The organism is Nostoc sp., from assembly GCF_036917975.1.
In the GTDB taxonomy this organism is placed as follows: domain Bacteria; phylum Cyanobacteriota; class Cyanobacteriia; order Cyanobacteriales; family Nostocaceae; genus Nostoc.
On sequence record NZ_JBALEJ010000009.1, the window covers coordinates 200131 to 217765 of the forward strand.

The 17635-nt window shown below is 39.9% G+C and carries 13 protein-coding genes and 1 tRNA gene; 9 read left to right on the forward strand and 5 right to left on the reverse strand.

The features are described from left to right. Window positions 1–261 precede the first annotated feature (261 nt). Together V7K76_RS03310 and V7K76_RS03315 are read right to left on the reverse strand one after the other, a co-directional pair. Window positions 262–1986, reverse strand: coding sequence for a serine/threonine-protein kinase (locus V7K76_RS03310; RefSeq protein WP_334777215.1), 1725 nt, complete (start codon window positions 1984–1986; stop codon window positions 262–264). Between the two features lie 132 nt (window positions 1987–2118). Continuing rightward, window positions 2119–2955, reverse strand: a complete 837-nt coding sequence (locus tag V7K76_RS03315) for an alpha/beta fold hydrolase (protein ID WP_334777231.1) — start codon at window positions 2953–2955, stop codon at window positions 2119–2121. Window positions 2956–3347: 392 nt separating this feature from the next. Between V7K76_RS03315 and V7K76_RS03320 the strand changes: the two genes are divergently transcribed. The 3 genes from V7K76_RS03320 (at window position 3348) to V7K76_RS03330 (ending at window position 9378) form a co-directional block, all read left to right on the forward strand. Further along, window positions 3348–4880, forward strand: coding sequence for a SagB/ThcOx family dehydrogenase (locus V7K76_RS03320; protein ID WP_334777232.1), 1533 nt, complete (start codon window positions 3348–3350; stop codon window positions 4878–4880). A 639-nt stretch (window positions 4881–5519) separates the two neighbouring features. After that, a complete protein-coding gene (locus V7K76_RS03325) occupies window positions 5520–7844 on the forward strand; it encodes a PAS domain S-box protein (RefSeq protein ID WP_334777216.1) in 2325 nt (774 codons plus the stop codon). A gap of 10 nt (window positions 7845–7854) precedes the next feature. Beyond that, window positions 7855–9378: a hybrid sensor histidine kinase/response regulator gene (locus V7K76_RS03330; RefSeq protein ID WP_334777217.1), complete on the forward strand. Its 1524-nt coding sequence runs from the start codon at window positions 7855–7857 to the stop codon at window positions 9376–9378. An 8-nt stretch (window positions 9379–9386) separates the two neighbouring features. Here the strand turns inward: V7K76_RS03330 and trhO are convergent, their stop codons facing one another. Then, on the reverse strand, window positions 9387–10301 hold the full coding sequence (gene trhO, locus V7K76_RS03335; protein ID WP_334777220.1) for an oxygen-dependent tRNA uridine(34) hydroxylase TrhO: 915 nt from the start codon (window positions 10299–10301) through the stop codon (window positions 9387–9389). A 71-nt stretch (window positions 10302–10372) separates the two neighbouring features. On the opposite strand from trhO, the gene V7K76_RS03340 reads away from it, so the two are divergent. Continuing rightward, window positions 10373–10445 (forward strand) — tRNA-Ala (locus V7K76_RS03340). Window positions 10446–10809: 364 nt separating this feature from the next. Here the strand turns inward: V7K76_RS03340 and V7K76_RS03345 are convergent. Further along, window positions 10810–11238 carry a hypothetical protein gene (locus tag V7K76_RS03345; protein WP_334777221.1) on the reverse strand — a complete coding sequence of 143 codons (429 nt, stop codon included), beginning with the start codon at window positions 11236–11238 and terminating at the stop codon, window positions 10810–10812. Between the two features lie 570 nt (window positions 11239–11808). Here V7K76_RS03345 and V7K76_RS03350 point away from each other — a divergent pair. Then, on the forward strand, window positions 11809–11970 hold the full coding sequence (locus V7K76_RS03350; RefSeq protein WP_334777222.1) for a hypothetical protein: 162 nt from the start codon (window positions 11809–11811) through the stop codon (window positions 11968–11970). A 99-nt stretch (window positions 11971–12069) separates the two neighbouring features. Here V7K76_RS03350 and V7K76_RS03355 read toward each other — a convergent pair whose 3' ends face one another. Beyond that, a complete protein-coding gene (locus tag V7K76_RS03355; protein ID WP_334777223.1) occupies window positions 12070–13203 on the reverse strand; it encodes an SAM-dependent methyltransferase in 1134 nt (377 codons plus the stop codon). Between the two features lie 128 nt (window positions 13204–13331). Here V7K76_RS03355 and V7K76_RS03360 point away from each other — a divergent pair, with 128 nt between their 5' ends. The 4 genes from V7K76_RS03360 to V7K76_RS03375 form a co-directional block, all read left to right on the forward strand. Further along, the gene (locus tag V7K76_RS03360; RefSeq protein WP_334777224.1) at window positions 13332–14435 is read left to right on the forward strand and encodes a fatty acid desaturase family protein; all 1104 of its coding nucleotides are present in this window, start codon (window positions 13332–13334) and stop codon (window positions 14433–14435) included. 302 nt (window positions 14436–14737) lie between these two features. Continuing rightward, window positions 14738–15748, forward strand: a complete 1011-nt coding sequence (gene trpS / locus V7K76_RS03365; protein ID WP_334777225.1) for a tryptophan--tRNA ligase — start codon at window positions 14738–14740, stop codon at window positions 15746–15748. Between the two features lie 58 nt (window positions 15749–15806). Continuing rightward, the gene (locus V7K76_RS03370) at window positions 15807–16727 is read left to right on the forward strand and encodes a methylenetetrahydrofolate reductase (RefSeq protein WP_334777226.1); all 921 of its coding nucleotides are present in this window, start codon (window positions 15807–15809) and stop codon (window positions 16725–16727) included. Between the two features lie 123 nt (window positions 16728–16850). Beyond that, the coding region (locus V7K76_RS03375; protein ID WP_334951651.1) for an Rpn family recombination-promoting nuclease/putative transposase at window positions 16851–17635 on the forward strand (785 nt) is incomplete at its 3' end.

Genomic DNA, 17635 nt, shown 5'->3' on the forward strand with positions numbered 1-17635 from the left:
GCTTACAGCAGCTTGAACTATAGTGGAAAAAGTTGATTGTGTTACCGCTAGCTCAAAATTTTTTGTCTCTAATAACAAGGTGATATCTTATTTATTATGTCAAGTGAATTTACTTACGAAACTCCTAATCAGAGGCTTCTAATATTTCGACATCTTGTTATCGTTTATACTCATAGTATGGGAGTTGATTGAGGAAGCTTTACCTTTGGAAAAATACACCCTATATAAAACCTGAAAACCAGTGAAATAAAATAAATTGTATTACAAGTCGCTCGGTATTGTCTTAAACTTCTGTGCTGACCCTAAAGAATAATCTTCTAATTTAAAATCAGCAAAAGGCTTCTTCTCTAACCTATTTCTTAGCGCCTCGTCAAGAATCACACCTGCTGATTTTTTTTTGACGCCAATGATTACAACATTTCTCTGATATGCAGTTAAATCCTGACTTGTTTGACAATTACTTCGCTGAAATTGACCCAAATTCAATAAGCGATATTTTTTGACATTTGGTGTATTAGTAAATATTTTTTTCACTAAAAGTTGTATTTGCTTAGAACGTTCTAAAGCTACACGTTCTTGAACTGCTATATCACTTTTACAAGAAGCTGTGCCTACAGAGATGATTTCGCTAGGAGCTTCCATTATCTTCTCTATACCTTCTTGCTCTAGGTTCAATTTTAAAAGGTCAAGACTAATAATTTCATCATTATATTTTATTTGAAAGTTACTATCTAAAAGCCATTTATATTCTGGTGATAAGACTGCTATATTAAACTCAGCGATTCTTCCCTGACTATCTCTACCTTCTTTGTAAGAAAAATAGTCTATATTACCTTTTTTTTCTGGATATTGTCTATAATTTGAGACTTCAGAAACTTCTGAGTTTCGCATTGCTAAAGCTACTATACTCAGTAATCCTAACACTAATAGTAGTGCCGCAAAAAATGCTATTAGTGGCACTTTTTCTGGTTGCTTATTTGGAGGTAATAAGTTGTCATTAATCGGTACAGGTGAACTTTCTATTTCAGAAAAATTTTTTATATTAATATTTATAGGATTAGCTTTTATTAGTTGACTTTCTATTTCTTCTAGGTAAAGCAAAATTTCTTGGGCATTAACAGGGCGTTTTTCTATATCAGTTGCTGTTAGCCAATCAATTAAATTCAATAGTAAGGGTGAAATATGGATAGCATGATTTTGCCAGTGCAATAAATTGTGCTGGACATCATACATTTCTAAAGGATGGTATCCTGTGAGCAAAAATACAAAGGTGCGTCCCAAAGCAAAGAAATCTGATTGCGGTACTGCTTGACCATTCATTTGTTCTGGGGCGCTGTAGCCAGATGACATCAGTGCTGTCATCTTGTCGCCATTGCTAAGTTGGTCTTGGTAGGTTTTAGTAATTTCACTGGCGGTGCCAAAATCAATCAGTACTAGATTTGCCCAACTCTTCTCATGGGAGGATCTAATCATGATGTTAGATGGCTTAATATCTCGATGTAGGTACTGTTTGCTATGTACTACATTCAAAATTTCTATTAACTGTCTTAACCAGTCTATGGCTTGTTCTTGGGATATGGGGCTATTCTGTTGCTGATTTAGCCACTGTTCTAAGTTGTAGCCATCGATTTTTTCCATTGCGATGCAATGCAGTACTAAACCATTTCGGGTTTGATACTGGAAGTAACTATCTTCTTTGGGAATGCCGGGATGTTTGAATTGTCCCAACACGGTTACTTCTTGCTGAAATAGTTCTACTGCTTTGGCGTCGCCTGATAAATCCTCTTGGAGTATCTTGAGAATCTTGGGGGTATCTTTTTCGTATGCCTCATAAACTTTACTAAAACCTGTTTTGTCACTCAACAGAGACTTCACCCGATAACGCCCTAACAATTCCAGATGGGAACCACAACTTTGACAGAAGCGGTTTTGATGATTATTCGGGTGATTTGGTTTGGGGCAAATGGGATTGATACAAAGGCTCATGAGTCGGGAATGGGGATTTGGGAGTGGAGGAGATGGGGGAGATGAGGGGGAATAAGCGATGCCCAATGCCCAATGCCCCTATTAATTCTTCGGTTGGTGTATGATAATCCCGTCCAATAATGATGAGATTTTTTATCTGTGTTCTGCCAAGAAAGCTGCCACTGTTTGATTAAAAGCCTCTGGCTGTGTCAAAAATGGCCAATGATTGCCGGGAACTTGGCAGATACGTAAGTTTTGAAGATAGGTTTTGTAGGGTTGGATTTGCCAATTTTGGCGGTTCAGTCCTTGTTTTGGCTGGACGAATAGGGCAGGGGTGTTAAGGGGAATTGTAAAACCGGGCACTTGCATTACTGCCTCAAAAATCCCGTCGCGGGCGGCTATGGTAAATTTGCTGCCCCAACTCCCATCAGGTTTTTGTTCTATTCCTGCTTGGAAGACTTGCTGCTGTAAGGAACTCCATCCTTCATATTGCTTTAATTGCCGTGCTTGTTGTTCAGCTTCTTCACGACTAGGGAAGGGGCCCATACTTTTGAGAAAAGGCAAGAAGCGATACAACATTGGAAAAGTTAACCTGAAAAGGCTGGGCATTTTCCAGATGAAAATCGGATCGACTAGAATTATACTCCGTAAACGCTTTGGGTTTTGTCTTGCCCAGATGGCCGCTAATTTGCCTGTCCATGAGTGACTTACAATGTGGGCAAAATTCCATCCAAGATGATCCATGAGTGCTTCAAGGTCTGCGATCGCACTCTCAAAGCCATAATCTATTTCTGGTTTACTACTTTGGCCATGTCCGCGCATATCTGGCGCAACGATGTGGTAGTCTGCCGCCAAGTAATCTCCTAAACTAGACCATACCAGGGCATGGTCGCCTAAGCCATGCAACAGTAATAAAGGTTCTTGACCTTGATTCCACTCTAAATAAGAAAGTTGGATATCAGGCTTTGATAAAGTTTGACGTACAGGCATCATTGCACATTCAGCCGTAGTATACTTTTGCGCTTATATCGTATCGCGGAAGATGGGACTGGGGGACTGGGGATTGGGGACTGGGGACTGGGGGCTGGGGACTGGGGGCTGGGGACTGGGGACTAGGGACTGGGGAACTTGGAACTTGGAACTTGGGAGTGGGGACTGGGAGACAAGGGAGAATAACTAATCCCTAATCCCCAATACCTAATCCCTAATCCCTAATCCCCAATACCTAATCCCCAATCCCCAATCCCTAATCCCCAATCCCCAATCCAATTGTTACCAAATACCACTTTATGACTCTGAGGATTGTAGCAATTGACACGAAACAATGAGGCTAATGAATGCCAAGATCAAGAAAAGGATGCCCCAAGGATATTAAAAGTACTATGCCAGAATTACACCAATCAATTGCCCAGCATTATCACGAACGGACTAAATACAACCCTGAGACTCTCGCCTCTAAAAGTCAACGGTTAGACTTGACTAAGCAGCCAGTGCCCTTTAAAGAGTACAAAATTGGCTCTACTTTTGATCTCAAACCCTATATCCAAGAAAAACCAGAGGCTTATGCTAATAACCCGGATGCTCAATGGTGGCAAAGACTTTCGCGGCTGTTGTTTCGCAGTTATGGATTAACGGCGAAAATGCCTTCTATGGGCAGTGCGGTGTATTTACGTGCTGCTCCCAGTGCAGGCGGATTATACCCTGCTGAGGTGTATGTGGTTTCCCGTGGTACGTCGTTATTACCACCTGGTCTGTATAACTACCAGTGTCGGACTCATTCTCTCATGCATTATTGGGAAAATGATGTTTGGCAAAATCTCCAAGTAGCTTGTTTTTGGCATCCTTCTTTAGAAAATACCCAATTAGCAATTATTGTGACTGCGGTTTTCTATCGTTCTGCGTGGCGCTATGAAGATCGGGCTTACCGTCGGATTTTTCTGGATACGGGACACCTGCTGGGTAATATCGAATTGGCTGGTGCGATTACTGACTATCGCCCCCATCTAATCGGTGGCTTTGTAGATGAATCGGTTAACGATCTACTTTATGTTGATCCGCAACAAGAAGGTGCGATCGCGGTCTTACCTCTGGCAGACTTGTTAGATATTAATCAAAATTTACCATTGGGATGTACTGCTTTACCTTCCGCTACCGAAACTAGTTATCCCCAAATCCCCGATGGCGAACTACTAACATATTTCCATCGACACACCCAGATCCAATCAGGTGTAACTGGCAATCTCAATCTACCAACTATTAAACAAGAAAAATCTTTGGAGGATAAATACAATTTTCCTTTCTGTTTAAAAATTCCCACCAATACTGCACCTATAGATTGGGGAAAAAAGCTGTCAGAACTGGAAATCACTATGTACAAGCGACGCTCTACCCGCGCTTACAATGGTGATGATTTAAGCTTCGATGAATTGAAAAGTTTACTCGATTTCACTTACCAGCCACAAAATTATATCGACCAAAGTTTAGATATTTCTCCAGACTACTTCGATCTAAATTTAATCGAAACATTCATTGCTGTTTGCGGAGTCAAAGGATTGGAGGCGGGTTGTTATTATTATGCACCGAAAGCCCAAGAATTACGCCAAATTCGGTTTAAAAACTTTCGCCGAGAGTTACATTTTCTCTGTTTAGGACAAGAATTAGGGCGGGATGCAGCAGCAGTATTGTTTCATACAGCCGATTTGAAATCTGCGATCGCACAATATGGCGATCGCGTTTACCGTTACTTACACATGGATGCCGGTCATTTGGGGCAACGCCTGAATTTAGCCGCAATGCACCTGAATGTAGGCGTCAGTGGTATCGGTGGATTCTTTGACGATCAAGTAAATGAAGTTTTAGGTATTCCTGCTGATGAAGCTGTTTTATATATAACTACATTGGGACGCCCTAGATAAAAGATCGCGCAGGCTACCGCAAATAATACAAATTCCACAAAGATTCTTTGCGTTTTTCTTTGCGATAAGCTGTGCGTAGCTTCTCCATGAGAGTATGCGCTATTTGCATTTTTTCAATCGATGAGGTTGCAAAAACTGCCCATAGTTTGCTAAGAATACTGATGATGAATATAGTTTTTCTTTAAAACCCACCCTTAAGCAACCCCAAGTACTCATTCAAATGGAGTAAACTTTTCCTACGAAAAAATAAATATCTTAACAATCTCACAAAGTAAAAACATTGCTTCATTTCAGTCTATGCTTTAGAGCAATTCTTTGTGAAACTCTACAATATCAGGCTTGATGAGACAAGTTACTTAAGCAACCTGTTCTATGGAACCTCACAGGTAATCGGTACTAGTACAAGAAGGCAAAAGTAAAAAGGCAGAAGTAAAAAGAAAGAATGCTTCTTTTGTAAGAATTCTGGCTATTTTAAATGGGTGGTTTATTTACGCCATGTTGTACTAGCTAATCTAATGTTGTATTACAAACGTTAAGAAAAATACGATTTTTATTTTGCAGATTTTACAAAAACTCAATTTTTTAAATTTCAACAAATTAAATCTGGCATTTAACAAAAATTTTGTCACAGAATCACCAATGCTATTTCCTGAGAATGAAAGTCAAAAGAGTTTTAATTTCCTTTTCTCTAAAAATCCTAACCCAATGTGGGTATATGACCAGAATAATCTACAATTTTTAGATGTGAATGAAGCTGCTGTTCTCCATTACGGTTACTCACGAGAAGAGTTTTTGCAAATGCGAATAACTGACATTCGCCCTTCAGAAGATGTTTCTTTATTGCTGGAATATTTACGACAAAATTACTCTAACTTACATTTTGCGAAACAATGGCGACATCGGCGAAAAGACGGACAGATTATTGATGTTGAAATTTTCACACAGACAATAGACTATGGCACTTATAATGCTCGCTTAGTTAATATACGAGACATCACAGAACACAAACAAATAGAAAGAACTCTTCAGGAAAGTGAAGCTAGGTTTCGAGTTATTTCTGAAGCTATTCCTGTTCCATTCACTATTTCACGTGTGTCTGATGGATTGATATTATACGCTAATACACAATTGCTTCAAACATTTCGGCTTTCTCCAGAGTATTTAGTTAATCGTAAATTTTTTTTAGATTTATATCATAACTTGGCAGATTTAGAAGCACTTTTAAAGATTCTTAATCAACAGGGCTTTATTCATAATTATGAACTCCAATTAAAAAGGGCAGATGGAACTCATTTCTGGGCGATCGCTTCATTGCAATATTTAACCTTTAATAATGAATCAGCAATTTTAACAGTATTTAATGATATTAATGACCGCAAAAATGTTGAGACAAAACTACAAGAGCAAAATGAGTTTTTGCGGACAATTTTCGAGAGTATACCTTTAATGATTGCCCTTTTTGACGCTAATGGTAAACTTCAGTGGGTGAACCAAGAATGGGAAAATATTCTTGGTTGGAAATTTCAAGATTTCCAAACTCGTGATGTCTTGGAAGTGTTATATCCTAATCTTGAATATCGACAGTATGTAATTAATTTTATTCAGTCTGCACAACGTAATTGGGGTGACTTTAAAACTCAGGTGCGCGATGGTCGTTTACTCGATACATCTTGGACTAATGTTTATCTTTCAAATGGTCAAATTATCGGTATTGGGCAAGACATCACAGAACGTAAGCAAACTGAACTAACTCTAAAAGCTCAAGCCGAGCGGGAGCAATTAATGCGAACTGTTGCTCAACGAATTCGTCAATCTTTGAATCTTCAAGATATTCTGAATGCAACAGTTCAAGAAGTACGAGATTTACTTGGTGTCGATCGAGTAGTAGTTTATCAGTTTGACTCAGAGATGATCGGCACAATTATGGCGGAATCAGTGGAAGATGGATGGACAGTTTCTTTGGGTGTAGAAATTCATGATACGTGTTTTCAAACAGGTACAGGAGTAGAGTATTATCAGGGACGCAAGCGAGCGATCGCTAATATTTATGAAGCTGGACTAACTGATTGCCATATTCGCCTGCTAGAACGGTTTGAGGTGAAAGCAAATTTAGTTGTGCCTATTTTACTAGAAGCAGGCTCTCAAAACCCTGGCTCTCACCTTTGGGGTTTACTGGTTGCTCACCAATGCTCTGGTTTTCGTGAGTGGGAAGAAAATCAATTAGATTTGCTCGATCATCTCACAGTGCAATTAGCGATCGCAATTCAACAATCTAGCATCTTAGAGCAAGCTCAAACTGAACTTGTTCAAAGACAAAAAGCTCAAGTCAAGTTAAAAGCTGCCTTAGCTGAAAAAGAAGTTCTCTTAAAAGAAGTTCATCATCGAGTTAAAAATAATTTGCAAATTGTCTCTAGTTTATTACAACTTCAGTCACAAACACTCAAAGATCCAGAAGTCATCAAAGTTCTGCGAGAAAGTCAAAATCGAATTGAGTCAATATCTCTAATTCATAAAAATTTGTATACTTCAGCGAATATTGGACAAATTGATGTTGCTGATTATATCCATAATTTGGCTGCAAGCTTACTAATCTCCTATCAAATATGGCCTAATAAAATCGCTTTAGAAACTGATATAGATCCATTAAATTTGAACGTTGACCAAGCTATTGCCTGTGGATTGGTGATAAACGAATTAATCTCTAATGCTCTCAAGCACGCTTTTCCCAACCAACAAGTAGGCACAATCAGTATTGCTTTACGTAATGCTGGCAATATTATCGAAATGACTATCCGAGACAATGGAATTGGTTTACCAGATAATTTAGATTGGAGAAATACTGATTCTTTAGGTCTATCGTTAGTACATGACTTGGTTACAGAACAACTGGAAGGCGATATCACTCTAGAACGCAATCATGGAACAGTATTCAAAATCAAATTCACGCAGTTAACTTTGCATTAGTAAATATCAAATGGGTCAAGCTAGGATTTTAGTCGTTGAAGATGAAGTGATTGTGGCTAGAACTATTGCCAGCCAACTGAGTCAACTAGGATACATTGTTACAGGTACCGCCTCATCTGGAAAAGTTGCCATTGCTAAAGCACGGGAAATTAAACCAGAACTAGTATTAATGGATATTATTCTTAAAGGTGAGATGGATGGGATTGCTACTGCTATTCAGATTCGCGAGCAGTTAGATGTACCTATAATTTATTTAACCGCTTATGGCGATGAGCATACTTTAGAAAGAGCGAAAATTACCCAACCTTTCGGATATATCGTTAAACCATTTACTACAAAAGATTTAAGAATAGCGATCGAAATCGGTCTTTTAAAACACCAGTTAGAACGCGAACTACGGGAGAATCGAGATCAGTTAGCAACCCTTTTAAACTCAATGAGTGATGCTGTAATTGCCGCAAATGGGCAGGGAAAAGTAACATTTATGAATCCTGCTGCTGAGGCACTGACTGGCTGGCAGCAAAAAGATGCTTTAGGAAATGAAGCAGCGAAAATTTTTCATATTGTCGATGAAGTGACAGAGACGACATTAGAAAGCCCTGTAACAAAAGTGCTGCGCGAACAACAAGTTGTTTATTTAGGGGAATTCACATCTCTAATTACAAAAAACGGCAAAAGAGTTCCAATTGGTGATAGTGCTTCACCACTAAAGGGACGACCTGACCAGATAAATGGTGTAGTCGTTGTTTTCTGGGATCTTAGCGAACGACGGCAAACCAAATTGCTAGAGCAAGCATTGGAGAAGGAGCAAGAACTTAACCGTCTCAAGTCATTATTTATCTCCACTGTATCTCATGAATTTCGTAATCCCCTGACTGTTGTTCAAACGGCAGTAGAACTCATAGAAATGCAAGGAGCAAATTTGACCGATGCAAAAAGAGGCATTTATTTAAAGCGAATTCAAGGTGCTGTGCAATCTATGGAAAAGCTCATGGAAGAAGTGTTGTTTATGGGTCGAGTGGAAGCAGAAAAACTCATATACAACCCTACTCCCCTTAATTTAGAGCAATTCTGTCTAGACTTAATCGAAGATTTTTCAATTATTGAAAGCAACGTGTATGAAATTATTTTTACCTGTCATAGTGAAAATACGTCTGCTGTCATGGATGAAGTACTCTTGCATTACCTGTTTACCAATATTCTCTCAAACGCGCTTAAATATTCTCCCAGAGGTGGCAAGATTCAGTTTGACTTAATATGCGATCCAATTGAGAAAGTAGCAATTTTCCATATTCAAGATCAAGGTATGGGCATTCCCGAAGCAGACCAACCTCGACTATTTGAATCATTCTACCGAGGCTCAAATGTCAAATCAATTAAGGGTACTGGATTAGGATTAGTAATCGTTAAAAGGTGCGTTGATGCCCATAGGGGTCAAATCAGTGTCACCAGCCAAGTTGAAGTCGGTACCATATTTACAGTAACTTTGCCTTTAAATTCCGAATTATCCTTGACGGAAACTTCTGAATTATGAATTATTCTTCAACTCAAATCCTGATTTTTGTTACCAATTTGGGTTTGGTAGTGCCGCCATTTTTGCTGCTGACGCGCTCTTTTCTCTTCGGTGAGATTGTCGAAACAATAGGGACAAGAGATACCTTGCTCATATTTGAAAGACGCTTTATCTTCCTCAGAAATCGGACGCCCACAACAAAAACACCGCTCACAACTCCCTTCCTCTAACCCATGACTCACAGCTACCCGCTCATCAAAAACAAAGCATTCCCCTTCCCACAAACTTTCTTGTGCTGGAACTTCCTCCAAATACTTCAGAATACCACCTTTGAGATGATAAACTTCTGCAAAGCCGTGGGCAAGCATGAAAGATGAGGCTTTTTCACAGCGAATGCCCCCTGTACAAAAGAGAGCAACCTTTTTGTGTTTAGTTGGGTCGAGATTATTTAGCACATAATCGGGAAATTCTCGGAATAATTCAGTTTGGGGATTTTCCGCCCCTTGGAAAGTACCGATATTCACCTCATAATCATTGCGGGTGTCAATCACGGTTACTTCTGGGTCGGAAATTAAATCATTCCATTCTTGGGGATTGACATAAATCCCAACTTGCTCACTTGGATCAATTTCCGGCAACCCCAAAGTCACAATTTCTTGCTTTAACCGCACCTTCATCCGCTCAAAGGGTGGGGTTTCAGTATAGGACTCTTTGGATTCTATATCTGCTAGACGAGGGTCAGAACGCAGAAACCAGAGAACAGAGTCAATGGCCTGGCGCGAACCAGCAATTGTACCGTTAATCCCCTCTAGTGCCAGCAAAATTGTCCCCTTGACACCTTGCTCTTGGCAGTAAGATAGTAGAGGATCTCGTTTCTCGGCAAAATCTGGCAGTTTGACAAATTTATACAGTGTTGCGACAACTTGGAGCTTTTCTGGCTTCATCCCTTTGGTAATTGCACAATATAAGTTAGAATAGCAACGACAATAAAAGCTATCTACTATTTTAATTTTATGGGGGTTTAGCTCAGTTGGTAGAGCGCCTGCTTTGCAAGCAGGATGTCAGCGGTTCGAGTCCGCTAACCTCCATTTGAAATGTTTGGTTAAAATCTTCGATGCCTGCGGCAGACTACACCGACGCATATACATCAATCAAAACCCCATTCCTTTATCGGGAATGGGGTTATTTTACCTTATACACAAAGGGTTGGGTGGAATGTAGTAAAACCCAACATCAACCCTCGATATTTCCAAACACCTTTTAGAGGCTGTTTGAAAAGTCTAATTTAATACCAGCCCTGGCGATTAGAAATCGTGGCTACACAGACAAAACCCACCTCCGTGGGTTGAAGAACTTGATTTTGTGTTAGTCAGCGGAGGCGGACAATGCCAGTGTAGTAGCGAATTATATTCGCTCAAAACTTTTCAAACATCCTCTTACAGTGACATGTACTTAGTTAGAGGAATCTCTAGATAAGGAGGTTAACTCTGACCTGACAGCACTCAGGTAATTTTGATCGTTCAAAAATTGCGGTGGTAATTTGTTAGCACTGACAGCAGCCTTAACTAAATCTTCCGCAAGAATCTTTCGGTTCTGGCGTTCAAAGATTAGAGTTCCTGCACTGGGAATGCCCTGCTGCTCTAAACCACCTTGGTAAGCAAGAGAAACAAGATTGAAGGGTTCAAGATAACGATTACTCGTGGAATTACTGAGTAAAGTGTTAGAATTGATCGCAGTTTTTATTGGCTCATTCTTTGCATCACTGGTAACACTAGCACTACCGTAGTTGTTATTTGTGGCTGGTTGAGCGTTAGCAATTCCAGATGTGAGGGCAACTGAAGCAATCAGAATTCCAGAATTGATCAAAGTTGCAAGTTTCATAGGTTTATCCTTACTTAACCTAATTTAGGTAGGTGCGATTGAATTAATTTTTTCTTTTATTAACAGTGTCTCTTTTGTTATAAACGTTAACCTCCTGCGTTTAATTCACCCGATTGGTTGAATTGTTTCTCACCCATTCGGGTGAGGTTCTGAGACTGTCAGGAATAGTGAAATGAAGAGTGCTGAGTTAAAAGACCGCCCACGTTCGCGCAGCGTCTCGTAGAGAGGGGCGGGGCTTTTACCATTGGTGTCAACTTAACGTGAAACCGCTCGTCCGCCGGGAATTTATTTTTGAAGTAATAAGTAATAAATGAGTAATGAGTATTACTTATTACTCATTACTCATTTATTCATTCCCTGGCGGGCATGGAAGCCAACAGATAAGCTATTTCCAGCTTAAGTTGACACTAATGCCCGTCGTAGACATCGCTTATGTTTTGAAGTTGCCGATCGCGCTCAAATATCTCCTTTACGATTAAGTTTTACCGGAACGCTTAATGTAGTACGTCGTGCTATACCCAAGTTTCAGCGTATCGAACTAGAAGAAATACCTTTTTTTTAACTTGGCTTATGACAGAAATTCTGGACGAACAGATACCAGAACGTGAAGGAAGAAGTAACCCGCGAGTTGTAAAAAAAATTAGAGCTAAATTTCCCTCCAAGAAACCTATACACAAGGGAGCCGGAGCCAAAATTGAGACACTCAACTTCTCTGTACATAACACCACTTAGAGCTTAACCGAACCGTATTGCGAGGTAATCTACAATAAATGCGGTTTTTGGAGGGCGATGTCTACGACGGGCTACGCCTATGCTACTACTCTTAATCTATTAAGCATGAACCATTAAGTACTGACCGTTCCCATTGTATTCACCATCGCAACTAGCGAAATTCCGACCAAGCCATATTAAATAAAACCTCCATATCCGACGAAACTTGGCATAATCCATACCATAATTCAAGTCTTTAATTGTTACCTGATTTTCGTCAAAATTATCTAGCCAGTTGGCAAATGTTTTAGAGTAATTGGAACCGTTTAGATACCATCTCTCAATTGTTTTTAGGTCTTTATTCCGGCTGGGAACTGCATCGTAATTCCAATACCTCCCGTGGGGAAAAATGTATTTGTGCGTGAAAGCACTGGATATATTATTAGGGGTACGAACTGTAATGATATGAATAAAAACCTTGCCATTATCTTTCAGCAAACTAGCTAATTTTTGAAAAGAGTTAGTTAAATTACCAACATGACAAAAAACCCCAATCGTAAGGATTTTATCAAATTTTGTCTCAAATGTTGCATCATTTAAATCTCCTTCATACAGCGTGAATCGACCGGAACTGAGGTAGCTTTCAGGATCTTGCATCTTCTGGCGCATATATTCACATTGCTCGTGGCTCAAATTCAGACCGACAAATTTGACATTGGGGAACTTGGAAAGAATGTAATTTGGCACACATCCCCAACCACAGCCAAAGTCTAAGATATTGTCTCCATCTTTAATGTCTAACTTCTGAATCACATCATCGATCATATCTATCTGAGATTGCTCAAGGTTTAATGCTCCTTTTTCCCACAATCCCATGCTGTATTTAGGATAAATGAGTTTCCCATCGCCCAACATCTTATTCAGCATCCCTTGAGGCAAATCATACTGAATTTTCATCAGATCCCGTGGCCCTTCAGCAAGATGATCAGTTTCTTTTAATACCCATTCATAAGGTGCCAAAAGTCCTGGAAAGTACTTAAAAAAGACAGGCATACAAGTATCGAAAAGAGATACTAATACTGAATCGGGAACTTCTAACCCATTGATATAAGCCTCGGCTATTGCCATTTGTATTGTGTTAACTACCTCTACCGCCCCACGCGTTGCTGTATATGCTAGTGGGGTTTTAATATTCAAATCTCCTACTAAAGGTATATACTTTTCTAGAGATTGTAGTGTGTTGAGAGAAACCATGTTTAAACTCCTAATTTACTTTCAGCATTCAGCTATAATAGCAATAGCAAAATTAGGGTAGAAATTACATTAATTTTTGAAACTTTTTCTTCTAATAAAACTTAAACAAAGTTCAATAATCAATATTTATGGAAGTTTGTAACGCCCAAAAGTTAATTCGCCAAGCAGAATATGCAAAAACATTGCGTCCCCTACTTCCTGCGGAAGCATTTCTTCCCGATCCAAGTAAATTAGTGATTCTATTAATTAATTGGGCAATTTTAATTCTAGGCTGGGCGATCGCATCTTATCTAGATCGGTGGAATTTATATCTTTTATGGCTTTATTTGCCTTTAGCTATAGTGATGGGTAATAGTGTTATTGTCTTGCTATTTAGCTCCCACGATCTGATGCATGGTAGCGTAATTAGAAACTCTCATATACTACTCAGAATTATTAGCTTGCTAGGGCTAGCAATGTTATGGATGCCACCCACCTTGTGGAAAGCAGTACATAATCGAGAACATCATAATAAAACTAATTCCTTAGCAGATCCTGATCGCAATTACTTATACAAGCAGCCGAAAACTTGGGGTAAATGGATTCAAAATGTATGCGTACCTTCTGCGGAGGTTAATCCCATCAGTTTAATAGTGGGAATGGCAACTGCATGGGGAACACATAATCTTAGAAATTTGGCATCTGTACTATTCTTTAATAGTAAATCTGTGAGTTTTGTTCCTGCTGCCTTTACAGTCAAAACTAAAGAGCGTTGGTTAATCGCAGGTGAACTTTTTGTAATTGTCATGATTCATTTGAGTATCTTGGTATATTTACAATTTAATTTCCTAAAAATCGCGTTGAGTTACTTTCTGCCTATTGGGATTGGTTACGCTGGAGCAATATTTTACGTCTATACAAACCACATGCTTTGTCAGATGACAAGCGTCAACGATCCACTCGTTAATAGTATTTCGCTGCGTGTTCCTAAAATATTTGACAAATTGCATTTAAATTTTTCTTATCATACAGAACATCATATTTTTCCGGGAATCAACTCTGACTATTATCCCCTAGTGCAAGAATTGTTGAAGATCCACTATCCTAAACGTTTAAATTTATTAGATGCCAAAGATGCTTGGCACTTGCTTATGCAAACGCCAAGACATTACAAAAATGAAGATACCTTTACTGATTGGGCAGGAGAAAAGTCTGTTTCTTGCGCTATCATCGAGAATTACAAAATTATATAAATTGATGTTTGCTATTATGTGGTAAGCACTACTCACCAAGAGATTGCACAAAGATAGGTTCGACTCTCACCGTTGCTAAGAAGTTGTTTGAAAAGTAGCTGGCTGTAATTTTAGGCACTTATTGCTGCTATGCTCCCGTTGAAACGCCAAGTAATGTCTAGGATTATCTAGGTTTTATGTAGCAGAGTCAACTCCAATATTTAAACAGCGAGTTGCGCTGGAAAATGTCAAAATTAAATGAGTTTTGCGTAGGCGCAAGCAACTTGACATAGCGCGGATTTGAGATAACTAACTTGAAATTTATGGGCAAGCAACGTGTTCTTTCTGGAGTTCAACCAACCGGCAATTACCATCTAGGTAACTATTTGGGAGCCATTCGCAACTGGGTAGAAGGTCAGAGCGAATACGAAAATTACCTTTTTGTGGCTGATTTGCACGCGATTACAGTGCCACATGATCCCAAACAGTTGGCAGCTGATACCTACACTCTTGCTGCTCTCTATCTAGCTTGTGGTCTTGATTTAAATCACTCCACCATCTTTGTACAATCCCACGTTTCGGCCCACAGTGAACTCACCTGGCTGCTTAACTGCATTACACCTCTAAACTGGCTGCAAGATATGATCCAGTTCAAGGAAAAGGCTGTCAAGCAGGGAGAAAATGTCAGTGCAGGCTTATTGGATTACCCTGTGCTGATGGCAGCTGATATTTTGCTTTACCAAGCTGATAAAGTGCCAGTGGGTGAAGACCAAAAGCAACATTTGGAATTGACACGGGATATTGCAGCCCGGTTAAATCACCAATTTGGTAAACCAGATCAACCAGTTTTGAAGTTACCAGACCCTTTGATTCGCAAGGAAGGGGCAAGGGTGATGAGTTTGGCGGACGGTACACGCAAAATGTCGAAGTCCGATCCTTCCGATTTAAGCCGGATCAGTTTGCTAGATTCACCGGAACAGATTCAATACAAGATTAAGCGTTGTAAAACCGATCCGATTCGTGGGCTGACTTTTGATGATCCAGCGCGTCCAGAGTGCAATAATTTGTTAACACTGTATACATTGCTTTCTGGGCAGAGAAAGGAAGATGTAGCAGTTGAGTGTCAAGATATGGGCTGGGGACAATTCAAGCCATTGCTGACGGACACAATTATTGAGTCTCTGAAACCAATCCAAGAAAAATATCAGGCGATAACGGGCGATAAAAGTTATTTGGAGTCTGTTTTGCGGGATGGGGGGGAAAAAGCCAGAGCGATCGCCAACCAAACTTTATCACAAGTCAAAGCTGCTTTAGGCTATTCTCTGCCTCTATAAGTTTTCACCTTGAGGTGTGATTTGCTATACCATTTAAGAAATTGAGATTCTTAATTTTATGCACCACACCCATAGCCCCACGGCTTTCCAGAGAGCTGTACAAGCAGGTGAGTTTCTAGTTACTGCTGAGGTAGCACCGCCGAAAGGGGGAGATCCAACGCACATGATTCAAATGGCGGCGACTCTTAAGGGGAGGGTTCATGCCGTCAATGTTACTGATGGTAGCCGCGCCGTGTTACGGATGTCTTCGTTAATCGCGTCGGTGGTTTTATCACAAAATGGTATAGAGCCGATTTGTCAAATTGCTTGCCGCGATCGCAACCGCATCAGTTTACAAGCTGATTTGATGGGCGCTCATGCTTTGGGCATTCGTAATATTTTAGCTTTGACTGGCGACCCAGTAAAAGCAGGCGATCATCCAGATGCTAAAGCAGTGTTTGACTTAGAAGCTGTGCGACTGCTGCAACTGATTCGGAAGATGAATCAAGGTGTTGATTTTAATGAGAAACCTTTAACTGATGGAGCATTAGATTTATTTGTTGGTGCAGCAGTAGATCCGCAATGTAAAAGTTGGTCGGGTTTGCAAAGTCGATTTGAACGCAAAATCGAAGCCGGGGCGCAGTTTTTTCAAAGTCAGTTGATTACCGATTTTGATCTGCTAGAAAAGTTTATGGACACAATCGCTGCTGGTTATAAAAAACCGATTTTGGCAGGAATATTTCTGTTGAAATCGGCAAAAAATGCCCAGTTTATTAATAGGTGTGTTCCGGGTGTAAAGATTCCCCAACATATTATTGATAGATTGGCAAAAGCCAAAGACCCTTTTGAGGAAGGGATGAAAATTGCCGCCGAGCAAGTGCAAATAGCACGGCAATTGTGTCAAGGAGTTCACATGATGGCAGTGAAGCGGGAAGATGCGATCGCGCCAATTTTAGATTTAGCTGGGGTTGCTCCAGTTAATCAGTTGGTATCCAAGTAAATAAGATAATAAATCTTTTATGAAAGCAGATGGTTCCATCTGCTTTTTTTAATCCTGAATCAGACGCGTCTACACAATTTTTGATAGACTTTCAATATCCAATTTTTGCTTTACTAAATCCAGGTGAAAACTGACAAAATATTTTATAGCTTATTTCAAGCTTTCCCTAGCATATTTTTTGCAATAATTGGCGATAATACTGTTGATGCCAACGCCTACAAATTTGTTTCAGTTGAAGTAAAAGAAAATGCTTTTAGGATTGATGGGGTATTTATCCCCACAAGTGAAACTACAAATCAGCCACTTTACTTTGTTGAAGTCCAGTTTCAATTAGACTCAACTTTTTATAGACGCTTCTTTGCTGAAATCTTCACTTACTTTCGTCAAAACGAATCAGTCAATTTTTGGCGTGCTGTGGTTATCTATCCGCAAAGGAGTTTAGATCCAAGCGATCGCCTACCGTATGAGTTGCTTCTAGACAGTTCACAAGTGCAACGCATTTATCTAGATGAATTGGATACAAGAGAGGACTCACTGCAAGTTGCGATCGTTAAATTAATTATCGAAAGGGAAGAGACAGCCATTGATAAAGGTAGAGAATTGATTTTACAGGCTAGGCAACAACTGGCAGATGAATCTACCAGCAAGCAAATTGTAGAATTGATAGAGACTATTCTGTTGTACAAATTTACCCGGTTAAGCCGAGAGGAGTTAGCAGAAATGTTGGGTATAGATGACGAATTCAAAAACACAAGGATGTATCAATCAATTAAAGAAGATGGCTTAGAGGAAGGTCGCCAAGAAGGTCGCCAGGAAGGTCGCCAGGAAGGTCGCCAGGAAGGTCGCCAGGAAGGTCGCCAGGAAGGTCGCCAGGAAGGTCGCCAGGAAGGTCGCCAGGAAGGTCGCCA

Bases quoted from the DNA above. Each gene is read 5' to 3' on its own strand.
- V7K76_RS03310 (WP_334777215.1), bottom strand. From the start codon at position 1,986: ATGAGCCTTTGTATCAATCCCATTTGCCCCAAACCAAATCACCCGAAT.
- V7K76_RS03360 (WP_334777224.1), top strand. From the start codon at position 13,332: ATGGAAGTTTGTAACGCCCAAAAGTTAATTCGCCAAGCAGAATATGCA.
- V7K76_RS03370 (WP_334777226.1), top strand. From the start codon at position 15,807: ATGCACCACACCCATAGCCCCACGGCTTTCCAGAGAGCTGTACAAGCA.
- V7K76_RS03345 (WP_334777221.1), bottom strand. From the start codon at position 11,238: ATGAAACTTGCAACTTTGATCAATTCTGGAATTCTGATTGCTTCAGTT.
- V7K76_RS03350 (WP_334777222.1), top strand. From the start codon at position 11,809: ATGACAGAAATTCTGGACGAACAGATACCAGAACGTGAAGGAAGAAGT.
- trpS (WP_334777225.1), top strand. From the start codon at position 14,738: ATGGGCAAGCAACGTGTTCTTTCTGGAGTTCAACCAACCGGCAATTAC.
- V7K76_RS03315 (WP_334777231.1), bottom strand. From the start codon at position 2,955: ATGCCTGTACGTCAAACTTTATCAAAGCCTGATATCCAACTTTCTTAT.
- trhO (WP_334777220.1), bottom strand. From the start codon at position 10,301: ATGAAGCCAGAAAAGCTCCAAGTTGTCGCAACACTGTATAAATTTGTC.
- V7K76_RS03355 (WP_334777223.1), bottom strand. From the start codon at position 13,203: ATGGTTTCTCTCAACACACTACAATCTCTAGAAAAGTATATACCTTTA.
- V7K76_RS03325 (WP_334777216.1), top strand. From the start codon at position 5,520: ATGCTATTTCCTGAGAATGAAAGTCAAAAGAGTTTTAATTTCCTTTTC.
- V7K76_RS03330 (WP_334777217.1), top strand. From the start codon at position 7,855: ATGGGTCAAGCTAGGATTTTAGTCGTTGAAGATGAAGTGATTGTGGCT.
- V7K76_RS03320 (WP_334777232.1), top strand. From the start codon at position 3,348: ATGCCAGAATTACACCAATCAATTGCCCAGCATTATCACGAACGGACT.